General features: G+C 66.2%; 15 protein-coding genes and 2 tRNA genes. 9 read left to right on the top strand and 8 right to left on the bottom strand.

All coding sequences use genetic code 11. The annotated features are described in order from the left end of the window. Positions 1–2: 2 nt before the first annotated feature. Positions 3–2,177: a glutamine synthetase III gene (locus HBE64_RS08070; protein WP_167100098.1), complete on the bottom strand. Its 2,175-nt coding sequence runs from the start codon at positions 2,175–2,177 to the stop codon at positions 3–5. Positions 2,178–2,775: 598 nt separating this feature from the next. Between HBE64_RS08070 and HBE64_RS08065 the strand changes: the two genes are divergently transcribed. The 5 genes from HBE64_RS08065 to HBE64_RS08045 are packed head-to-tail and all read left to right on the top strand — an operon-like array spanning position 2,776 to position 8,230. Continuing rightward, complete coding sequence (locus HBE64_RS08065) at positions 2,776–3,564, top strand: hypothetical protein (protein WP_167100094.1); 789 nt, start codon at positions 2,776–2,778, stop codon at positions 3,562–3,564. A gap of 59 nt (positions 3,565–3,623) precedes the next feature. Continuing rightward, positions 3,624–5,939 (top strand): FdhF/YdeP family oxidoreductase, encoded by a 2,316-nt coding sequence (locus HBE64_RS08060; protein WP_167100091.1) that lies wholly within the window; start codon positions 3,624–3,626, stop codon positions 5,937–5,939. Further along, positions 5,927–6,751 carry a formate dehydrogenase accessory sulfurtransferase FdhD gene (gene fdhD / locus HBE64_RS08055; RefSeq protein ID WP_167100088.1) on the top strand — a complete coding sequence of 275 codons (825 nt, stop codon included), beginning with the start codon at positions 5,927–5,929 and terminating at the stop codon, positions 6,749–6,751. The genes HBE64_RS08060 and fdhD overlap by 13 nt, the downstream gene beginning before the upstream one ends. A gap of 43 nt (positions 6,752–6,794) precedes the next feature. Continuing rightward, positions 6,795–7,760, top strand: a complete 966-nt coding sequence (locus tag HBE64_RS08050) for a ribonucleotide reductase (RefSeq protein ID WP_167100085.1) — start codon at positions 6,795–6,797, stop codon at positions 7,758–7,760. Positions 7,761–7,762: 2 nt separating this feature from the next. Beyond that, positions 7,763–8,230 carry a hypothetical protein gene (locus HBE64_RS08045; RefSeq protein WP_167100083.1) on the top strand — a complete coding sequence of 156 codons (468 nt, stop codon included), beginning with the start codon at positions 7,763–7,765 and terminating at the stop codon, positions 8,228–8,230. Here the strand turns inward: HBE64_RS08045 and HBE64_RS08040 are convergent. The 6 genes from HBE64_RS08040 to HBE64_RS08015 all read right to left on the bottom strand — a co-directional run bounded on the left by HBE64_RS08040 (position 8,195) and on the right by HBE64_RS08015 (position 13,464). Next, positions 8,195–8,971: a hypothetical protein gene (locus HBE64_RS08040; RefSeq protein WP_167100080.1), complete on the bottom strand. Its 777-nt coding sequence runs from the start codon at positions 8,969–8,971 to the stop codon at positions 8,195–8,197. The two genes, HBE64_RS08045 and HBE64_RS08040, sit on opposite strands and share 36 nt — an antisense overlap. A 56-nt stretch (positions 8,972–9,027) precedes the next feature. Next, the gene (gene clpX / locus HBE64_RS08035) at positions 9,028–10,308 is read right to left on the bottom strand and encodes an ATP-dependent Clp protease ATP-binding subunit ClpX (protein WP_167100077.1); all 1,281 of its coding nucleotides are present in this window, start codon (positions 10,306–10,308) and stop codon (positions 9,028–9,030) included. A 256-nt stretch (positions 10,309–10,564) separates the two neighbouring features. Next, positions 10,565–11,227, bottom strand: a complete 663-nt coding sequence (locus HBE64_RS08030) for an ATP-dependent Clp protease proteolytic subunit (RefSeq protein WP_167100074.1) — start codon at positions 11,225–11,227, stop codon at positions 10,565–10,567. Beyond that, positions 11,220–11,807 (bottom strand): ATP-dependent Clp protease proteolytic subunit, encoded by a 588-nt coding sequence (locus HBE64_RS08025; protein ID WP_167108888.1) that lies wholly within the window; start codon positions 11,805–11,807, stop codon positions 11,220–11,222. The genes HBE64_RS08030 and HBE64_RS08025 overlap by 8 nt, the downstream gene beginning before the upstream one ends. Before the next feature lie 117 nt (positions 11,808–11,924). Continuing rightward, entirely contained in the window at positions 11,925–13,340 is a 1,416-nt protein-coding gene (gene tig / locus HBE64_RS08020; protein WP_167100071.1) for a trigger factor, read from the bottom strand. A 50-nt stretch (positions 13,341–13,390) separates the two neighbouring features. Then, a tRNA-Pro gene (locus tag HBE64_RS08015) sits at positions 13,391–13,464 on the bottom strand. Positions 13,465–13,599: 135 nt separating this feature from the next. Here HBE64_RS08015 and HBE64_RS08010 point away from each other — a divergent pair. Continuing rightward, positions 13,600–13,670, top strand: a tRNA-Gly gene (locus HBE64_RS08010). Between the two features lie 175 nt (positions 13,671–13,845). Then, positions 13,846–14,697 carry a hypothetical protein gene (locus HBE64_RS08005; protein WP_167100068.1) on the top strand — a complete coding sequence of 284 codons (852 nt, stop codon included), beginning with the start codon at positions 13,846–13,848 and terminating at the stop codon, positions 14,695–14,697. Between the two features lie 25 nt (positions 14,698–14,722). Here the strand turns inward: HBE64_RS08005 and HBE64_RS08000 are convergent, their stop codons facing one another. Next, positions 14,723–16,093 (bottom strand): hypothetical protein, encoded by a 1,371-nt coding sequence (locus HBE64_RS08000; protein WP_167100064.1) that lies wholly within the window; start codon positions 16,091–16,093, stop codon positions 14,723–14,725. Between the two features lie 204 nt (positions 16,094–16,297). Between HBE64_RS08000 and HBE64_RS07995 the strand changes: the two genes are divergently transcribed. Together HBE64_RS07995 and HBE64_RS07990 are read left to right on the top strand one after the other, a co-directional pair. After that, positions 16,298–17,479, top strand: coding sequence for a serine hydrolase domain-containing protein (locus HBE64_RS07995; protein ID WP_243841531.1), 1,182 nt, complete (start codon positions 16,298–16,300; stop codon positions 17,477–17,479). Positions 17,480–17,533: 54 nt separating this feature from the next. Further along, positions 17,534–18,388: a DUF1542 domain-containing protein gene (locus HBE64_RS07990; protein ID WP_167100061.1), complete on the top strand. Its 855-nt coding sequence runs from the start codon at positions 17,534–17,536 to the stop codon at positions 18,386–18,388. Positions 18,389–18,446: the final 58 nt, after the last annotated feature.

Genomic DNA, 18,446 nt, shown 5'->3' with positions numbered 1-18,446 from the left:
TCTCAGAGGATGTAGAGCATCTCCTGATAGGTCGGCAGCGGCCACAGGTCGTCAGCCACGACACCTTCCAGGGTGTCGGCCGCCGCACGCACCGCGTCCATCAAGGGAAGCAGGCTCGCCGCGTGCTCGGCCTCCTCCTTGCCGGTGTCGCCGCCGTGCGCACCCAGCGCCGTCTTGAGCGCTGCCAGCGCTGCCGTCAGCTCCGAGATCGGCGTCGACACCGTCGCCAGCAGCGTGGTGTCGGCATCCACACCGGCCGCCTTCAGCGCCGCGACGTTCTGCGCCAGCTCGGTCTGGTACCGAACGGCCGCAGGCAGAATCACCGTCGACCCGATCTCCAGCGTCAGCTTGGCCTCGACGTTGACGGTCAGCGCGTAGGTCTCGTAACGGACCTCTTCACGACTGTGCAGCTCGCGCGAGTTGAAGACGCCATACTTCTCGAAGACCTCGATCGCCTCCGGCGTCACCAACTGCGGGATGGCATCGAGCGTCGTCTTGAGGTTCGGCAATCCGCGCGCGGCCGCCTCGATCTGCCAGTTCTCCGAGTAGCCGTCACCGTTGAACACGACGGCGCCGTGCTCGGTGATGATCTCGGTGAGCAGCTTCTGCACGGCGGAATCGAAGTCCTCGCCATCGGCGACGGCGCTCTCCAGCACGGTGGCCATGTAGTCGAGCGAGTCCGCCATGATCGTGTTGAGAATGATCATCGGCACGTTGATGGTCTGGCCCGAGCCCGGCGCACGGAACTCGAAACGGTTGCCGGTGAAGGCAAATGGGCTGGTGCGGTTGCGGTCGCCCGGATCGGTCGGCAGTTCGGGCAGCGTGTCGACACCGATGATCATGGTGCCCTTGCCTTTTGACGATGTCGCCGCACCCTTGGCGATCTGATCGAACACGTCGGCCAGCTGGTCGCCGAGGAAGATCGAGATGATCGCCGGCGGTGCCTCGTTGGCGCCGAGGCGGTGGTCGTTGGTGGCCGAGGCCACCGACACCCGCAGTAGGCCGGAGAACTTGTGCACGGCGCGGATCACGGCAGCACAGAACACCAGGAACTGGGCGTTCTCATGCGGCGTGTCACCGGGCACCAGCAGCGAACCGAACTGCGCGTTACCCAGTGAGAAGTTGACGTGCTTACCCGAACCGTTGACGCCGGCGAACGGCTTCTCGTGGAACAGGCACTCCATACCGTGCTTCTTGGCGATGGCCTTGAACGTGGTCATCAGCAGCTGCTGGTGGTCGGCGGCGATGTTGGCCCGCTCGAACATCGGCGCGATCTCGAACTGTCCGGGTGCGACCTCGTTGTGGCGGGTCTTGGCCGGAATGCCGAGCTTGAACAGCTCACGCTCGGTGTCCATCATGAAGCCGAGCACGCGCTCGGGGATGGCGCCGAAGTAGTGGTCGTCGAACTCCTGGCCCTTGGGCGGCTTCGCGCCGAACAGCGTGCGTCCGGCGTTGATCAGATCCGGGCGGGCCAGGAAGAAGTGACGGTCGACCAGGAAGTACTCCTGCTCGGGCCCGCAGAACGACACGATGTGGTCGAAATCCTTGTGCCCGAACAACTTCAGGATTCGTTCGGCCTGCGCGCCCATGGCCTGCTGGCTGCGCAGCAGAGGCGTCTTGTAGTCCAGCGCCTCACCGGTCATCGAGACGAACACCGTGGGGATGCACAGCGTGTTGCCGTTGGGGTTCTCCAGGATGTAGGCCGGGCTGGTGACATCCCAACCGGTGTAACCCCGCGCCTCGAAGGTGCTGCGCAGGCCGCCCGAGGGGAAGCTGGAGGCGTCGGGCTCGCCCTGGATCAGGGTCTTGCCCGCGAACTCGGCGAGGGTGGTTCCGTCGCCGACCGGGTCGAGGAAGCTGTCGTGCTTCTCGGCGGTCAGCCCCGTCATCGGGTAGAAGACGTGCGCGTAGTGCGTCGCCCCCTTGGACAGCGCCCAGTCCTTCATCACCGACGCGACGGCATCGGCCACGGCCGGGTCGAGCTTGGCGCCCTTCTCGATGGTGGCAACGACAGACTTGTACACCGACTTGGGCAGCCGCAGGCGCATCTCGGCCAGCGTGAAGACGTTGGAGCCGAAGATCTCGCCCGGCGCCTCACCGGGATCGAAGCTGATGGGCGGTGGCTCGTAGGCCTCGACATTGTTGATCGCCGTCAGGCGGACCGCGTTTCCGCTCAAGTGTGTTTCCTCTTCCACCAAGACACCCGCGTCTGCTTCGCGGGTATGTGACCGGCCCACACTAGGAAGCTCCGGTTCCAAACTTGTTACGTCCGCGTCAACGACAGAATGCGGCCTACGCAGGCTTATCTCCCCGCACCCACTACTCCTAGCAACGGCCCCCCTAATGGTCAATACCGACGTAATTACTGGACACCCAATTCGGCACGCTTTCGCGCCCCGACAATAACGGCATATTGCCTTACCAGAAGCGTCGCGTAGCGGCGTGAGTGAGGTTATGGTGATGCCGGTTTGAGTTCATCAGTCGAAACTCTCAAGGGGGGAAATCACCATGCACACTTCACGCGTCATCGCGCCCTTCGCCGTCGCTGCCCTGCTCGCAGGGGCGGTTCCGGTCCTGGAGCACAGCCAAGCGGCCACATTCGCCTCAGTCGAAATCGCACTCACGCATGCGACCGATCAATTGTCGGCAAGTTATTCGGCCATTACCTCTAACCGCCACGATGACGGGGGTGAGGATTCGCCCGATTGGTCGCACAATTGGGGCGGCGGTGGCGGCGGTTGGCCGAGTTTCGATTTGGGCAGCATCATCAACACGTTGACCGCCAATGGCGGGGCGATTCTCACGGCTATCCAGACCGCGGTGGGCACGGTCGTCACGGACCTGGCCAAGGGATCATCGATTGCCCAGGCACTCTCCGACGCCGGCCAGCAGATCGCAACGGCGATCGGCGGCAAGCTGGGCGGCGTCATTCAGGCCGGGCTTGACCGCATCGGCCAGGTGTTGACTGTATTGCCGAATCTGATCAGCGGCGCACTGACCATCGCCACGGCCCTCCCGGGCGCCTTCATGCCGGTGGTGGCCGCAGTGGCCGGCGCTGTCACCAGCGTGCTGGGCGCGCTCGGGTCGGCCGATCTGAGCACCGTCGTGCAGACCGGCATCAAGAACGTCACAACCGCCGTCGCCCAGGGCATCGCCACCATCACGGCGGTGGTCAAGCAGGTCCTCACCGGACAAGCCCCAACTCAAACCGCAGCCGCGGTGGCCCCTGCCGCGGCTCCGTCGGCTGTCGAGGACTCCGCGACGAAGACGACACCGGCCGCGGGCAACGACTCGACCGGGGCGCCCGCCACCGACGCCACCGACGCCGCTGACACGCCCAGCAAGGACAACAAGGCGTCCGACGACACCAGCGCGCCTGCCCCGGCCAAAGCGGGCAGCGCTCGGGAGAGCAAGTCCGCGGTTGCCGCCACGACCGGCGCCAAGAAGGATGCCAGCTCGGCCGACAGTGCCAGCGCGGGCGCCGAGAAGAACTCGTCGGCAGGCGCCTCCGGCGGGTCGGCCCGGGCATCGGGCAAGCGGGGCGGCCACAACTCGGCCGACTGAGACAGTCGGCATCCGAGGGCACGTGCCGGTCCTGACCGAAGCCGCCTAGATTTAGAGGCATGGGTGAGTTTCGGGACGTCGACGCCGACTACGACGAGCATGCGGTAACCGTCGGAGCGCCCAAAGTCGAGGCTGCCGGTGTCCCGGCCGTCATGGTGGCGCTGCGGCGCGGCCTGGCAGAGATGGGACCGATCCGGACTGTCGAAGCCTTGGCGCGACTCAATCAGCGCCACGGCTTCGACTGCCCCGGCTGCGCATGGCCGGAAGAGCATGGCGGCCGCAAGGTCGCCGAGTTCTGCGAGAACGGCGCCAAAGCGGTGGCCGAGGAGGCGACCAAGCGCCGCGTCACGCCGGAGTTCTTCGCCCGGCACACCGTGGCGGAGCTGGCGGCCAAACCGGAGTACTGGCTGTCCCAGCAGGGCCGGATCACCCATCCGATGGTGCTCCGCCCCGGCGAGGCGCACTACCGGCCGATCAGCTGGGACGAGGCGTACGCGCTGATCGCACAGAATCTGAACGCACTGGCCTCCCCCGACGAGGCGGTGTTCTACACCTCGGGTCGCACCAGTAACGAGGCCGCATTCCTCTACCAGCTGCTGGTACGCAGCTTCGGCACCAACAACCTGCCGGACTGCTCGAACATGTGCCACGAGTCCTCCGGCACCGCGCTGGTCGACTCGATCGGCATCGGCAAGGGGTCGGTGACCGTCGATGACATCGAGCACGCCGACGTCATCGTGATAGCCGGCCAGAACCCGGGCACCAATCATCCGCGCATGCTGTCGGTGCTGGAGAAGGCGCGGGCCAACGGCGCCAAGATCATCGCGGTCAATCCACTGCCCGAGGCCGGACTGATCCGGTTCAAGGATCCGCAGAAGGTACACGGCGTCGTCGGTCACGGGATACCGATCGCCGACGAGTTCGTCCAGATCCGGATCGGCGGCGACCTGGCCCTGTTCAAGGGGCTGGGCCGGCTGCTGGTCGAAGCCGACGACCGCTCCCCCGGCAGCGTCATCGACCGGGCTTTCATCGATGACCACTGCCACGGGTTCGAGGACTATCTCGCCGAAGCCCGCACCGTCGACCTCGACACCGTCGTCGAAGCCACCGGAATCCAACGCGCGCAACTCGAGCGGGTCGCGGAGATGCTGGCGGGCTCGCAGCGCACGATCGTGTGCTGGGCCATGGGCATCACCCAGCACACCCATGCCGTAGCCACCATCGGCGAGCTCACCAACGTCCTGCTGATGCGCGGCATGATCGGAAAGCCCGGCGCCGGCGTGTGCCCGGTCCGCGGGCACTCCAACGTCCAGGGCGACCGGACGATGGGCATCTGGGAGAAGGCACCCGAACCGTTCCTGGCTGCCCTGGACCGCCGGTTCGGGATCACCAGCCCTCGCAAGCACGGTTACGACACCGTCGACGCCATCAGGGCGATGCGCGACGGCCGCGCCTCGGTGTTCATCGGAATGGGCGGCAACTTCGCCTCGGCGACCCCCGACACCACGGTCACCGAGTCGGCGTTGAGCTCATGCGCGTTGACGGTGCAGGTGTCGACCAAACTCAACCGCAGCCACCTCGTCCACGGCACCAGCGCGTTGATCCTGCCGACCCTCGGCCGCACCGACCGTGACATTGTCAACGGCCGTAAACAGGTTGTCTCCGTTGAGGACTCGATGTCGATGGTGCATCTGTCACGGGGTTCACTGACCCCGCCGAGTGACCAGGTGCGCAGCGAGGTGTCGATCATCTGCCAGCTGGCGCGCGCAGTGCTGGGCGCCGGGCACCCGGTGGCGTGGGAGAGCTTCGCCGCCGACTATGACACCATCCGCGACGCGATCGCGGCGGTCGTTCCGGGCTGCACCGACTACAACAGGCGGGTACGCCAACCCGATGGATTCCAGTTGCCGCATCCTCCTCGCGATGCGCGCGAGTTCCCGACCATCACCGGCAAGGCGAACTTCAGCGTCAACCCGATGCAGTGGGTGCCGGTGCCGCCCGGGCGGCTGGTGTTGCAGACCTTGCGCAGCCACGACCAATACAACACCACGATTTACGGTCTCGACGATCGGTACCGCGGCGTGAAGGGCGGGCGGCGGGTCGTGTTCGTCAACCCCGCCGACATCGTGTCGCTGGGACTGGCCGACGGCGACCGGGTTGACCTGGTCTCGGAGTTCACCGACGCCACCGGCGAAGTCGAGGAACGGCGCGCCAAGGACTTTCTCGTCGTGCCGTACCCCACTCCGGTGGGCAACGCCGCCGCCTACTATCCCGAGACCAATCCCCTGGTTCCGCTGGATCACGTTGCGCTGAAATCGAATACGCCGGTGTCCAAGGCGATCGTCATTAGATTGGAGCCCTCATGGGGCGGGTGACCGCACGACGACGAGCCAGCCACCTCGCCGACGGCACCGTCACCGAACGGCCCGAGACGCTCGTCGTCGAGGAGCCGCTGGAGATCCGGGTCAACTCCGCGGCGGTGACGGTCACGATGCGCACGCCGGGCTCCGATGTCGAACTGGCCCAAGGCTTTCTGCTCACCGAAGGCGTGATCGCCCGCCGCGAGGACGTGCTGACGGTGCAGTACTGCCGGGGCGCCGGCGAGGACGGGGCCAACACCTACAACGTCCTCGACGTCACACTGCACCCCGATGTACCGCCCCCGGACACCGACGTGACCCGCAACTTCTACACCACCTCGTCATGCGGGGTGTGCGGAAAGGCCTCACTGGAGGCGGTTCGGCTGTCCAGCCGGTACTCCCCGGGCGACGACCCATCGACGGTGTCGACTGCGACTCTGACGTCGATGCCGGCCCAATTGCGGTCAGCCCAGAAGGTTTTCGCCAGTACCGGTGGGCTGCATGCCGCCGCGTTGTTCGCCACTGACGGCGCCCTGCTGGCCGTTCGCGAGGACATCGGCAGGCACAACGCCGTCGACAAGGTGATCGGCTGGGCACTGGAAGCCAACCACGTCCCGCTGGCCGGCACCGTCCTGTTGGTCAGTGGCCGGGCGTCGTTCGAACTCACCCAGAAAGCGGTGATGGCCGGAATACCGGTGCTCGCCGCGGTGTCGGCGCCGTCGTCGCTGGCTGTCGACCTGGCCACCCAGTCGGGTCTGACTCTGATCGCTTTCTTGCGGGGTGACTCGATGAACGTCTACAGCCGAGCGGATCGCGTCATCGGCTGAGACAATGTAAGGCAATGCTTGTCACTCACGCTGGGAGGACGCGGTGACAGAGATCGAGGCACCGGCATCGGTGTACCAGGAAAGAACGAGAACGCTGTTCAAGCGTGACCACATCACAATTACGCGCGCCGACCTGGCCGGGGGTGGGCCCGACGGCGACAGCCTGGACGTGCCGTCGGCTCTCGTCCTGCTCTACCGCCAGTACCTCGCACACCGCTGGGATGTCTTCGGACTCGACTTCAGCCAGGACAGCGAGGACTGGGCCCACGCGCTGAGCGACGACGAGCGGGAGTCGTTCCGGGGTATCGCCGCGAGTTTCCTGCACGGCTGCCGCCAACTCGAAGCAGACCTGCCGGCGTTCATGATCGGCGCAGCCGAGGAACACAAGCTCCACCTCGCCGCCCAGATCGAGACGCAGGCTCGCCACACCGTGTTCTTCGGACGGTTCTTTCGCGAAGCGGTCGGCGTACTGGCTCCCGACGTCATGGGCATGCTCGACGACACATTCCGCTGGGTGCAGGAAACGTTCGTCGGGCCATTCGGTCTGCTGGCCCACCAGGCCGACGAACTGCGGCGCGATCCGGCCGACGTTCGGGCTCGAGTCCGTTACGGCACAACATGTTTCCTGTGGATCCAGGGTGTCCTGGCGCCATCGTTTCTCAGTGTGGTGATGGGATTCGCAGCGGGTCGCGACCTACTGCCCACGTTCCTCGAGGGAGCGCGAGCCACCTATCTCGATGACGCCCGACACGTCCGGGGCGGTCTACTCTTCCTGCAGGATGCGTTGCGACGGGATCCCACAGTGGCCGGCGAAGTCCACGACACCCTGCGCACGATCCTGACAGTCAGCGGGGTGTCGAGCCGCAGGTCCTTCCATGAGCCGCTGGGCTGGAGCGAGGACGAAATGCGGCTACTGCTGTGCAGCAGTCTTCGGCGCAGATGCGACGAGCTGGGCATCACTCTCGCCAATGACCTCGCCAGCCTGCTTGTGCCGCTCGGGCAGAAGTGACCGTGGCATCGATGTTCTGCAGCGACTCGTGGGCGCACGACGTTCGTGCGGCGCTCGACGCCGCGCCGAACGAGGCGGCGCTCGCCGGCAAGTTGCCGCAGTATTGGGATGTCTACGACGTGGTCCGGACCCAGTACAGCGCGTCGTGGGCCCTGGTCGTGCGCAACCTGCCCGCGGAACTGGGCGGCGGAGAGCGCCACCTGTACCTGTCGTGGTCGGGGTACTTCGTGCAGGACTGCCGGGTGGTGCCCGGTGCCGATGCGGCGGATGCGACGTACGTTCTGGCGGCCGACTACACCGACTGGATGGCTCTGTGCGACGGCTACGACGTGCTGCGGTCGATCATGTATCGCCGGGTCACTCTTGAGCGCGGCGATCTGCTCGAGTTCTTCAAGGCGATCTACTTCTTCGCCGAGTCGCTGGCGGTGATCGCCTCAGTGCCCACGACGTTCCCCGCTGTCGGCGTCTGACGCCTGCTCGGCCATCACCTCTCGGTACTTGGTGTAACCGCTGCCCATCGTGAGCGCCAGCGCACTCAGCGTCAGCGCGGACAACACCGCACCACCGGCCGACGAATCGAACGGGCCGGTCTCGTTGTGGAAGAAACTCACCACGATGTAGGCGGCCAGGAACAGCCACACCGCACCGATCGAGCGGCCGGCCTCCCCTGCCCGAATCTGGGCCAGGGTGCTGAGGTTTCGGGCGTGGAACGCCCACACGGTGGTCAGGTACATGCAGATGGCGTGCATGACGAAGGCCAGCATCAGCATCGCGTCCGGGGCGTCCGGTACACCCTTGAGGTGCATCATGGCCATGCCGAACACGATCCACAGGTCGAGAGCGAAGAAGGTGGCCAGCAGCACCCAGCCGGCCTGGGTGTGGATCGCCCAGGCGAGCCCCAAGATCATCGAGCCGAGCAGGGTGACCAGCATGCCCAGCGCCGCCAGGACTGCCGGCCACTGCGTGCACCCGGGAGCGCTGTCGGTGGCGGTGACGATGCTGGCGCCGAAGATCAGCAGGCCCGCGCTCAATGTCACCGCGGCTGAGATACGGATGGCGCGTTTGTCGAGCGCCTTGGTGATTCGCGGGCTGGTGTATCGGGGGACGTCAGTCGGGTGACGTCGTACGACAACGGCCATGATCCAGACCGCGGCCGCTGGAATCAGCAGTTCGCCGGCGAGCTGAACCAGGTCGAGCGACGACCGGAGCACCAGCTGCGGCGACCCGCAGGAGCTCAGATTCGCCGCAAGCGTGAACAGGGTGAAAGCTATGCGCTCTTGTCGCGGCGCTCAGGCCGAGCCGGCTTGCGCGGGACGATGGTCGGCAGCACGTTGTCCTGCACGGTCTCCTTGGTCACCACGACCTTGGCGACGTCGTCGCGGCTGGGGATGTCGTACATCACCGGCAGCAGAACTTCTTCCATGATCGCGCGCAGGCCTCGAGCGCCGGTGCCGCGGTGGATGGCCTGATCGGCGATGGCATCCAGTGCATCCTCGTCGAACTCGAGCTCCACGCCGTCCATCTCGAAGAGCCTGGTGTACTGCTTGACCAGCGCGTTCTTCGGCTCGGAGAGGATCTTGACCAGGGATTCCTTGTCCAGGTTGGTCACCGAGGCGACCACCGGAAGACGGCCGATGAACTCCGGGATCAGCCCGAACTTGATCAGATCCTCGGGCATGACCTCCGAGAAGTGGTCCTGGGTGTCGATCTCGGCCTTGGATTTCACTTCGGCACCGAAGCCCAGGCCGCGCTTGCCGACACGGTCGGAGACGATCTTCTCCAGGCCGGCGAACGCACCCGCCACGATGAACAGGACGTTCGTGGTGTCGATCTGGATGAACTCCTGATGCGGGTGCTTACGCCCACCCTGCGGCGGCACCGATGCCTGCGTACCCTCGAGGATCTTCAGCAGCGCCTGCTGCACACCCTCGCCGGAGACGTCGCGGGTGATCGACGGGTTCTCGCTCTTGCGGGCGATCTTGTCGACCTCGTCGATGTAGATGATGCCGGTCTCGGCGCGCTTGACGTCGTAGTCGGCGGCCTGGATCAGCTTCAGCAGGATGTTCTCGACGTCCTCACCGACGTATCCGGCCTCGGTCAGCGCGGTGGCGTCGGCGATGGCGAACGGGACGTTGAGCATCTTGGCCAGCGTCTGCGCCAGGTAGGTCTTGCCGCAGCCGGTGGGGCCGAGCATCAAGATGTTGGACTTGGCCAGCTCCACGGGCTCGGCGCGGGAGTCACGGTGCTTCTCCTGTGCCTGGATGCGCTTGTAGTGGTTGTAGACGGCGACGGCCAGCGTGCGCTTGGCGGTGTCCTGCCCGATGACGTAGTTCTCGAGGAACTCCCGGATCTCGGCCGGCTTGGGCAACTCATCGAGTTTGACGTCGTCGGCGTCGGCCAACTCCTCTTCGATGATCTCGTTGCAGAGGTCGATGCACTCGTCGCAGATGTACACGCCAGGGCCCGCGATGAGCTTCTTGACTTGCTTCTGACTCTTGCCGCAGAACGAGCACTTCAGCAGGTCACCGCCGTCTCCGATGCGCGCCATGGTGGTGGGGTCCTACTTCCTTCGCCGTCGGTGTTCGATCGTTGCCATCGACCCTGTGTGGTGTATGTCCCGACGCTACCCGTTCGCTCCGCTACGGTGCGACTGATAGAGCCGAATAGCGTCGGTGGTATTCGTGCGTGATGGTGAACATATCCCCTGACACCGCTCTCGTCGCCTCGGGACGCGCCGCAGGTTGTTGGCGTGTCGCCGCCGTTACCCAACCGATAGGCACCGAGTTGCGTGCAGCGCGAACCGATCAGGCGTTCTGAGCCGAGAGCTTCCGGTACTCCAGCACCGTGTCGATGATTCCGTACTCCTTGGCATCGGCGGCGGTGAGGATCTTGTCGCGGTCGGTGTCCTTGCGGATGACCGCAGCCTCTTTACCGGTGTGGCGCGCCAGCGTCTCCTCCATGAGGGTCCGCATCCGCTCGATCTCGGCGGCCTGGATCTCCAGGTCCGAGAACTGGCCCTGAATGACACCGCCGAGCGACGGCTGGTGAATCAGGATGCGGGCGTTGGGCAGCGCCAGTCGCTTACCCGGCGTGCCCGCGGCCAGCAGCACCGCCGCGGCCGAGGCGGCCTGCCCGAGGCAGACAGTCTGGATGTCGGCCCGCACGTACTGCATGGTGTCGTAGATCGCCATCAGCGAGGTGAACGAGCCACCCGGGGAGTTGATGTACATGGTGATGTCGCGGTCGGGGTCCAGCGACTCCAGCACCAGCAGCTGGGCCATGATGTCGTTGGCCGACGCGTCATCAACCTGCACGCCGAGGAAGATGATGCGTTCCTCGAAGAGCTTGTTGTACGGGTTGGACTCCTTGACGCCCCAGCTCGAGTGCTCGACGAAGGACGGCAGGATGTAGCGCGCCTGGGGCGCCAACCGGGGGTCTCCCTGAGAAAAGGGCGTTGTATCAGGCATTGGAGAGTCCGTTCACGTGGGCGCGGGTGATGATGTGGTCGACGAAGCCGTACTCCAGGGCTTCCTGAGCGGTGAACCACCGGTCGCGGTCGGAGTCGGCCTCGATGCGCTCGATCGGCTGGCCGGTGAACTCGGCGTTGAGCCGGAACATCTCCTTCTTGATCAGCGCGAACTGCTCGGCCTGAATGGCGATGTCGGCCGCGCCACCGGTGATACCACCCAGCGGCTGGTGCATCAGGATGCGGGCGTGCGGCAGGGCGTAGCGCTTGCCCTTGGCGCCGGCGGCAAGCAGGAACTCGCCCATCGAGGCGGCCATCCCCATCGCATAGGTGGCCACGTCACACGGGGCGAGGACCATCGTGTCGTAGATGGCCATGCCGGCGCTGATCGAACCGCCCGGTGAGTTGATGTAGAGCGAGATGTCCTTGGTCGGATCCTCGGCGGCGAGCAGAAGGATCTGCGCGCACAACCTATTCGCGATGTCGTCGTCGACTTGGGAGCCGAGGAAGATGATGCGCTCGGCGAGCAACCGCTCATACACCGAGTCGGAAAGGTTCAGCCCTGGCATGCCCGAACGCATATGAGTCACGACTTGATACCTGCTTTCTACAGACCTTGAACTAATCGAAGTTCTACCCGACCCTAACCAACCAGCGGCAATCTGCACTCCCTGAGGAGCGCGCTTTCGCTGTCGGCGTTATTCGGCCTCGTCGGCCTTGGCTTGCGCGTCGTCGTCGTTAGACTCGCCGGCCTCGTCCTCGACCTCGGCGGTCTCGGCGGACTCGGCACCGGCGGGCGGCCCGAAGAACTCGCTGGTGTCGACGACGTTGCCATCGGTGTCGGTGACGGTGGCCGCCTCGACCACCGCGGCGACGGTCAGGCCACGACGCACGTCGGCGAACATCGCCGGCAGCTGGTTGTTCTGCTGCAGAATGCCCAGCAGCTGCTGCGGCTCGATGCCGTACTGACGTGACATCAGCACCAGGCGCTCGGTCAGGTCGTTCTGGCCGACCTGGATCTCGAGATCGTCGGCGATGGCGTCCATCAGCAGCTGGGTCTTGACCGCCTTCTCGGCTGCCTCGCGGGTGTCGGCGTCGAACTGCTCACGCGAGCTGCCCTGGGCTTCGAGCGCCTCGGCGAACTTGGCCTCGTCGTGATCGAGGCCGTGGATGGCGTTGTGGACGGTCTCGTCGACCTGCGCCTGCACGATCGCCTCCGGCAGCGGCACGTCGACCTTTTCCAGCAGCAGCTCGAGGGCGTTGTCGCGGATCTGCTCGGCCTGCTGGATGCGCTTGACGCGGTTGACCTGCTCGACGAGGTTGGCCTTGAGTTCTTCGATGGTGTCGAATTCGCTTGCCAGCTGGGCGAACTCGTCGTCGGCCTCGGGCAGCTCGCGTTCCTTGATCGACTTGACGGTGACCGTCACCTCGGCGTCCTTGCCGGCGTGCTCACCGGCGACGAGCTTGGTGGTGAACACCTTCGACTCGCCCTCCGAGAGTCCGACGATGGCCTCGTCGAGGCCGTCGATGAGCTGGCCGGACCCGACCTCGTGGGAAAGCCCCTCGGTCGACGCCTCGGGGACGTCCTCGCCGTCAACGGTGGCCGACAGATCGATGGAGACGAAGTCACCTTCCTGCGCGGGGCGCTCCACACCCTTGAGGGTGCCGAAGCGGGCCCGCAGCGACTGCAGCTCGTTGTCGACGTCCTCGTCGGAGACCTCGATGGAGTCCACCGAGATCTTCAGCTCAGACAGATCGGGCAGCTCGATGTCGGGCCGCACGTCGACCTCGGCGGTGAAGACCAGCTCCTCGCCGTCCTCGATCTTGGTGATCTCGATGTCCGGCTGGCCCAGCGGGCGCACCTCGGTGGTGGTGACGGCTTCGCTGTAGCGGCTGGGCAGTGCGTCGTTGACGACCTGCTCGAGCACGGCGCCGCGGCCGATGCGTGCCTCGAGAAGCTTGGCGGGAGCCTTGCCCGGCCGGAACCCCGGCAGTCGGACCTGCTTGGCGAGCTCCTTGTAAGCGCGCTCGAAGTCGGGCTGCAATTCCGTGAAGGGCACCTCCACGTTGATGCGAACCCGGGTCGGGCTCAACTTCTCGACGGTGCTCTTCACTGCGGTGCTCCTCGGTGTAGTTCTTCGTTGACGCGTGGTTGTAGGGCGTGTCGGGGTGACAGGATTTGAACCTGCGGCCTTCCGCTCCCAAAGCGGATGCGCTACCAAGCTGCGCTACACCCCGTGCTGTTTTCTCGCGCCCGCGATCCTACGGCCCCACCGCTGCTCAGCCTCAATCCACCTTGTCGAGGAGGGGTTCGACAGGGCCGACTGGATTTGATCTGGGAGCCGCCGGTACATTTGGGCTCGCGCAATGCACGCGGGCGTAGCTCAATGGTAGAGCCCTAGTCTTCCAAACTAGCTACGCGGGTTCGATTCCCGTCGCCCGCTCAGATCATGGCCCTGAACTGCCCGTGCAGTTCAGGGCCTTTTTGTGCGGTCGAAGCGGATGCCGGGAGGGTGATTGCGCCGATCCGACCCGGTCATGTTGCCGTGAAGCCGCTTCGAATCGCCCTCCCGATGCGAGGATCGATCCCGTTCGTGTGAGCCCCGACCGGAGGTAACGATGCCCCGACCATTCGAGTCCACGTCTGCCCGCCCGTACTCCGCCGGGTTGGCTGCCGCCAGTGTCGGCATCGTGACCCTGGGCCTGTTAACCGCGCCACCGACGATCACCGGTGTTGCGGCTCCGCATGCCGAAAGTCATCTGCTGCAGCTCGCGGCAGTCACGACGGCAGACGTGAGCACCGCTGTGGTGAGGATCTCTGCGCCGTTCGCTGCGGTGGCCAGCCCGCCCAGCGTGCCCGGCCCGGCGGCCGTACGACCCGCGGCAGCGAGCCGAACCTCGGCCTCCCCGGCTGCGTCGGCCACCGCCTCGGCTACGTCGTCATCGCCGCCGGACCTGTTGGCGCTGGCGGCATCGTTCCTGGACTACCTCAACAGTCTCGGTCTGGGCCCGGTGCCCGGCCTGCTGGCGATCGGCGTGGGCGGGGTCGTCGTGGCCCTGGGCGCAGTCGTCTACGCATGGAATGGCTTCGCTGGCCTGGTCAATCCATTGCTGGACTTCCTGCACATACCCAGGGTGCCGACAGTCCCGGTGTGTTTCTTCGGCCAGAACTGCGGCAGCGCTGCGGCGGCGCAGGCCCGGCCGGCCGCCGCCAGCGCGGCCGCCGCTGACTCTGGCGAGAGCACCGCCGAACCTGTCCGCAAAAGTGTGGGGCGAAGCAACCGCGACGCTGCCGCTGCCACGGCGCCCGCCAGGACGATCGCGACTCCTGCCACCGCGAGGGCGGCCGCAACCCCGAACGACAACTCCGCACGGGACACCACACCCACGGCGGACCGCGACGCCAAGAAGTCGACCGGTTCAGCAGCGATCGGCAGCAGCAAGCGCGGCAAGACGACGTCCACCGACTAAGGGGCGCACACCACCCGCGACGCGGTCACATGCTGCGCTGCCACGAGCGGTACACCACCCGATCGACTGTGGACGGATCGGGTTCGGGCGCCGAGACCGACGCCGCCAGGCCGCTTCGCTCGTCGAGGGCGAGGACGCTGCGGAGATGAACGGCGACGTCGCCGACGTCGCCGCGATCCGGGTAGGCGAAGTACTTCGTCTGTGGCACTCCGGGTCGCAACCGTTCGGGCCGGTTGCCGGTCACCGCGATGTCGCGGATTCCCGGCCCGAACAGTGGAGCCAAGCCGCCGCCGAACCAGTCACCCCGCACGCTGCCGCGGGTCACCGGAAACCAGATGTTGGTCCAGCGGGTCACCGCGAACGGCGACAGCCCGCCGAGCGTGCCCGCATCGCCGGACTCATCAGGAAGCGGTGGGCAACACACCACGACTCCCCTGCGGGCCAACGATTCGAACAGCGCATGCCGCCGATCGGTGCGGGCGGCGCCGGCCAGGATCGGCGGCCTCGCGACAAAAAGGTCGGCAAACGCCATCGGTGTCCCTAGCGTGACGAAATCGGTTGTACGCCAGGGATTTCCCTGACTTCTCAGCCGCTGCCACAACGCGAATTGTTCGGCTTGGAACTCTTCGACGGAGCCAGGAACGTCCGGCTGCGTCAGCGAGCCGGGGCCGGCCGCTTCGGCGCGCAGTTGATGGGTTTCAGCCCACAGTGTCGTCAACGCGTCGTAGGCGATGAATCCGCCGAGGCCGTGTCCGACCACGACGACGCGCGCGTAGCGGCCCTGCTGCAGCGTGTGCAACAGGTCGACGAGGCCGCCCCGGATGGCGCGCCGTGCCACGTGAGATTCGGGCTGCAGGTCGAAGTAGCGCGCGACGTTGACAAATCCGGTGGTCAGAAAGCTCCGGGTCAGCGCGCGGGGCAGCATGCGGAACACCGCCAACGCGATACTCAGCACCACCACGCTGCTGACCACCCCGAGAATCCAGCCGGGGATTCCGGTGTGCAGCAGGTACCCGCCGACGACGGCCAGCGCCACCAGCACCGCGGTAGGAATCAATACCGCCAGCCACGCCGCCCGCCAGATGCCGAAGATCTGGTCGGGCACGTGGCGCGGCCGGCGCACGAACACCCGCAGCAATGCAGAGCCGAAACCCGCATAGCGGGTGCTCGTCATCAAGAACGACCAGTCGTACTCGAACAGGTCCACCGAGGCTGTGCTGTAGCGCCGCGCCTCGTAGGAGTCGGTGCTCTCAAGTGCCAGCGGGTGGTAGTCCCAGCGTCCGTTCCGCGGGGCCAGCACCGTCTTGGCGATGGTGTCGAAGGTGTCCATCGGCCGGCGTTCGAGCAGACCGTGGACGAAGACCACGGCGGTGCGTACAGCGGGGTCGGTGCTCATCGTCCTCCTGGAACCACCGTCGTCGTTCGACGTCTGAGTGTGAAGTGCCGACCGAGCGAGCGCTCGGGAAGCATGGAATCCGCTGGTCACGACACGATGTCGGTTCGGCTCCAATCAAGTTCGCAGCTTCGGCGGATACGGTCGATCGTCGTAGATTCAGGTTCGGTCCCGACGCCGGTCAGGGATTCCCGACCAGGAGGCGCGTTGAGTAACCCCATCCCCCTCGGCGGCATATGTGTCGCGGGATTCGGCGCGGTGCGCGAGGCCTTCGTCGCGAACTTCACCGACCGTCATGAGGTGGGCGCCGCCGTGGCGGTGTGGGTCGACGGGGAGCTCGTGGTCAACCTGTGGGGCGGGTACGCCGACGCGCGCCGGCGCAGGCACTGGCGGGAGAACACTTTGGCCAGCGTGTTCTCCGGCACCAAAGGCCTGACGAGCACGTGCGTTCACCTGCTCGCCGACCGCGGGGAGATCGACCTGTCCGCACCGGTGGCCACCTACTGGCCCGAATTCGGCCGCAACGGCAAGCAGGACATCACCGTCGCCTCCGTGCTCGGACACCGCTCGGGGGTGATCGGCCCACGCACCCGACTGCACTGGAGTGACACCACCGACTGGGACCGGGTGTGCGAAGAACTCGCCGCCGCCGCGCCGTGGTGGACGCCCGACACCGCGCAGGGCTATCACATGGTCAGCTTCGGCTTCATCCTCGGCGAGGTCGTGCGCCGGGTCAGCGGCCGGACCATCGGGCAGTACCTGCGCACCGAGATCGCCGAGCCGATGGGTATCGACGTCCATATCGGACTGCCCGCCGCCGAACACTCCCGCTGCGCGGAGATGGTGAACAAGCCACATATCCGCGACGTGCTCAGCAGCGGCCAGGCACCCGGGCACCCGTCGTCGCTGGACGAACATCCGATGGCCGGACTGTCTGTCGCGATGGGCTTCGTCCCCGACGACGAACTCGGCTCCAACGAGCTGACCCGTTGGCGCACAGCCGAATTCCCCGGTACCAACGGCCATGTCTCCGCGCTGGGACTGGCCACCTTCTACAACGGACTGGCTCAGGAGAAGCTGCTCAGCCGTGAGCAGATGCACGCGGCCCGGGTGTCACAGGGCGGGTTCGACACCGACGTGGTGCTCGGCCCGCGGGTCGCCGACCACGGCTGGGGCCTGGGCTACATGCTTAACCAGCGCGGGGTCGCCGGACCCAATCTGCTCAGCTTCGGCCACGGCGGATCCGGCGGCTCGTTCGGTTTCGTCGACCTGGAGAACCGGATCGGCTACGCCTACGTGATGAACTACTTCGACGCCACCAAGTGCAACGCCGACCCGCGCAGCACCGCACTGTCCGACGAGGTCTACCGCGCCATCGGCGTTCTCTGACAGGCAAATTCTCAACTGCGGGAGCACTGGCCCCGGCTCGGTACTGTAGGTGCCATGAATGGTGTGCTCGTAGTGCTCATCCTGGTGGTCGTCGCCGCGATCGCGCTGGCGGTGTGGAGTTCGTCGCGGGCTTCGGGCAATCGCAATGCAGCCAGCCTGGCCGACGCGAAGGCCGATGCACGCCGGATCATCGAACGTCTCGGCGGTCAGGTGCTCAACCTCAACGGCACCAATGACGCCTCCAACCAGGCGCTGGCTGACGCTTCGGAGCGGTTCACCGCGGCGTCGTCCCAGATCGACCAGGCGACTACGGCCAAGCAGGCGCTACTGGCCAAGGAGAGTGCCCTGGAAGGGCTGTACTACGTGCGCGCCGCCCGCACCGCGATGGGCATGGACCCCGGACCGGAGCTGGAGCTGATCTCCGGCCAGAAGTCGGCCGGCGCGGTCACCGAGGATCGCAAGGTCGAGTTCGAGGGCCGTCAGATCGAGGCCTCGCCGGTGCCGACGTCGCGCACGCCGAACTACTACCCGGGTGGCCGGGTGGCCGGGCGCCCGGTGCCGGCCGGCTGGTATTCCGAACCGTGGTGGAAGACCGCACTGGTGGCCGGCGCCTGGGGTGTCGGTTCGGTGCTGTTGTTCGACTCGCTGTTCTCCGGCATGGGTGGTGTCGGCTATGACGCCTCTGGCTTCGAGAACGGTTTCGGCACGGGCTTCGACCAGGGCTTCGATCAGGGTTACGACCAAGGCCTAGACGCCGGCGGCCAGGACGGTGGCTGGGCCGGCGACGGCGGCGGCTGGGGTGGCGGTGACAGCGGCGGCTGGGCCGACAGCGGTGGCGGCTGGGGCGGCGACGGCGGCGGGCTCGGCGACTTCGGCGGCGGCGACTTCGGCGGGTTCGGCGACTTCTGAGGACCCGCGTATTTGCATGCGGGAATTGTTCTTTGAGCCCACAAATCTTTCGACGTTA

The sequence above is a fragment of the Mycobacterium sp. DL592 genome (assembly GCF_011694515.1).
In the GTDB taxonomy this organism is placed as follows: Bacteria; Actinomycetota; Actinomycetes; order Mycobacteriales; family Mycobacteriaceae; genus Mycobacterium.
The sequence above is the reverse complement of the archived record's forward strand: the minus strand, read 5'-3'. Positions and strand labels throughout refer to the sequence as shown.

Coding starts and splice junctions, on each gene's coding strand:
- HBE64_RS08060 (WP_167100091.1), top strand. CDS start 3,624: ATGGGTGAGTTTCGGGACGTCGACGCCGACTACGACGAGCATGCGGTA.
- fdhD (WP_167100088.1), top strand. CDS start 5,927: ATGGGGCGGGTGACCGCACGACGACGAGCCAGCCACCTCGCCGACGGC.
- clpX (WP_167100077.1), bottom strand. CDS start 10,308: ATGGCGCGCATCGGAGACGGCGGTGACCTGCTGAAGTGCTCGTTCTGC.
- HBE64_RS08030 (WP_167100074.1), bottom strand. CDS start 11,227: ATGCCTGATACAACGCCCTTTTCTCAGGGAGACCCCCGGTTGGCGCCC.
- HBE64_RS08025 (WP_167108888.1), bottom strand. CDS start 11,807: ATGCGTTCGGGCATGCCAGGGCTGAACCTTTCCGACTCGGTGTATGAG.
- HBE64_RS08005 (WP_167100068.1), top strand. CDS start 13,846: ATGCCCCGACCATTCGAGTCCACGTCTGCCCGCCCGTACTCCGCCGGG.
- HBE64_RS08000 (WP_167100064.1), bottom strand. CDS start 16,093: ATGAGCACCGACCCCGCTGTACGCACCGCCGTGGTCTTCGTCCACGGT.
- HBE64_RS07990 (WP_167100061.1), top strand. CDS start 17,534: ATGAATGGTGTGCTCGTAGTGCTCATCCTGGTGGTCGTCGCCGCGATC.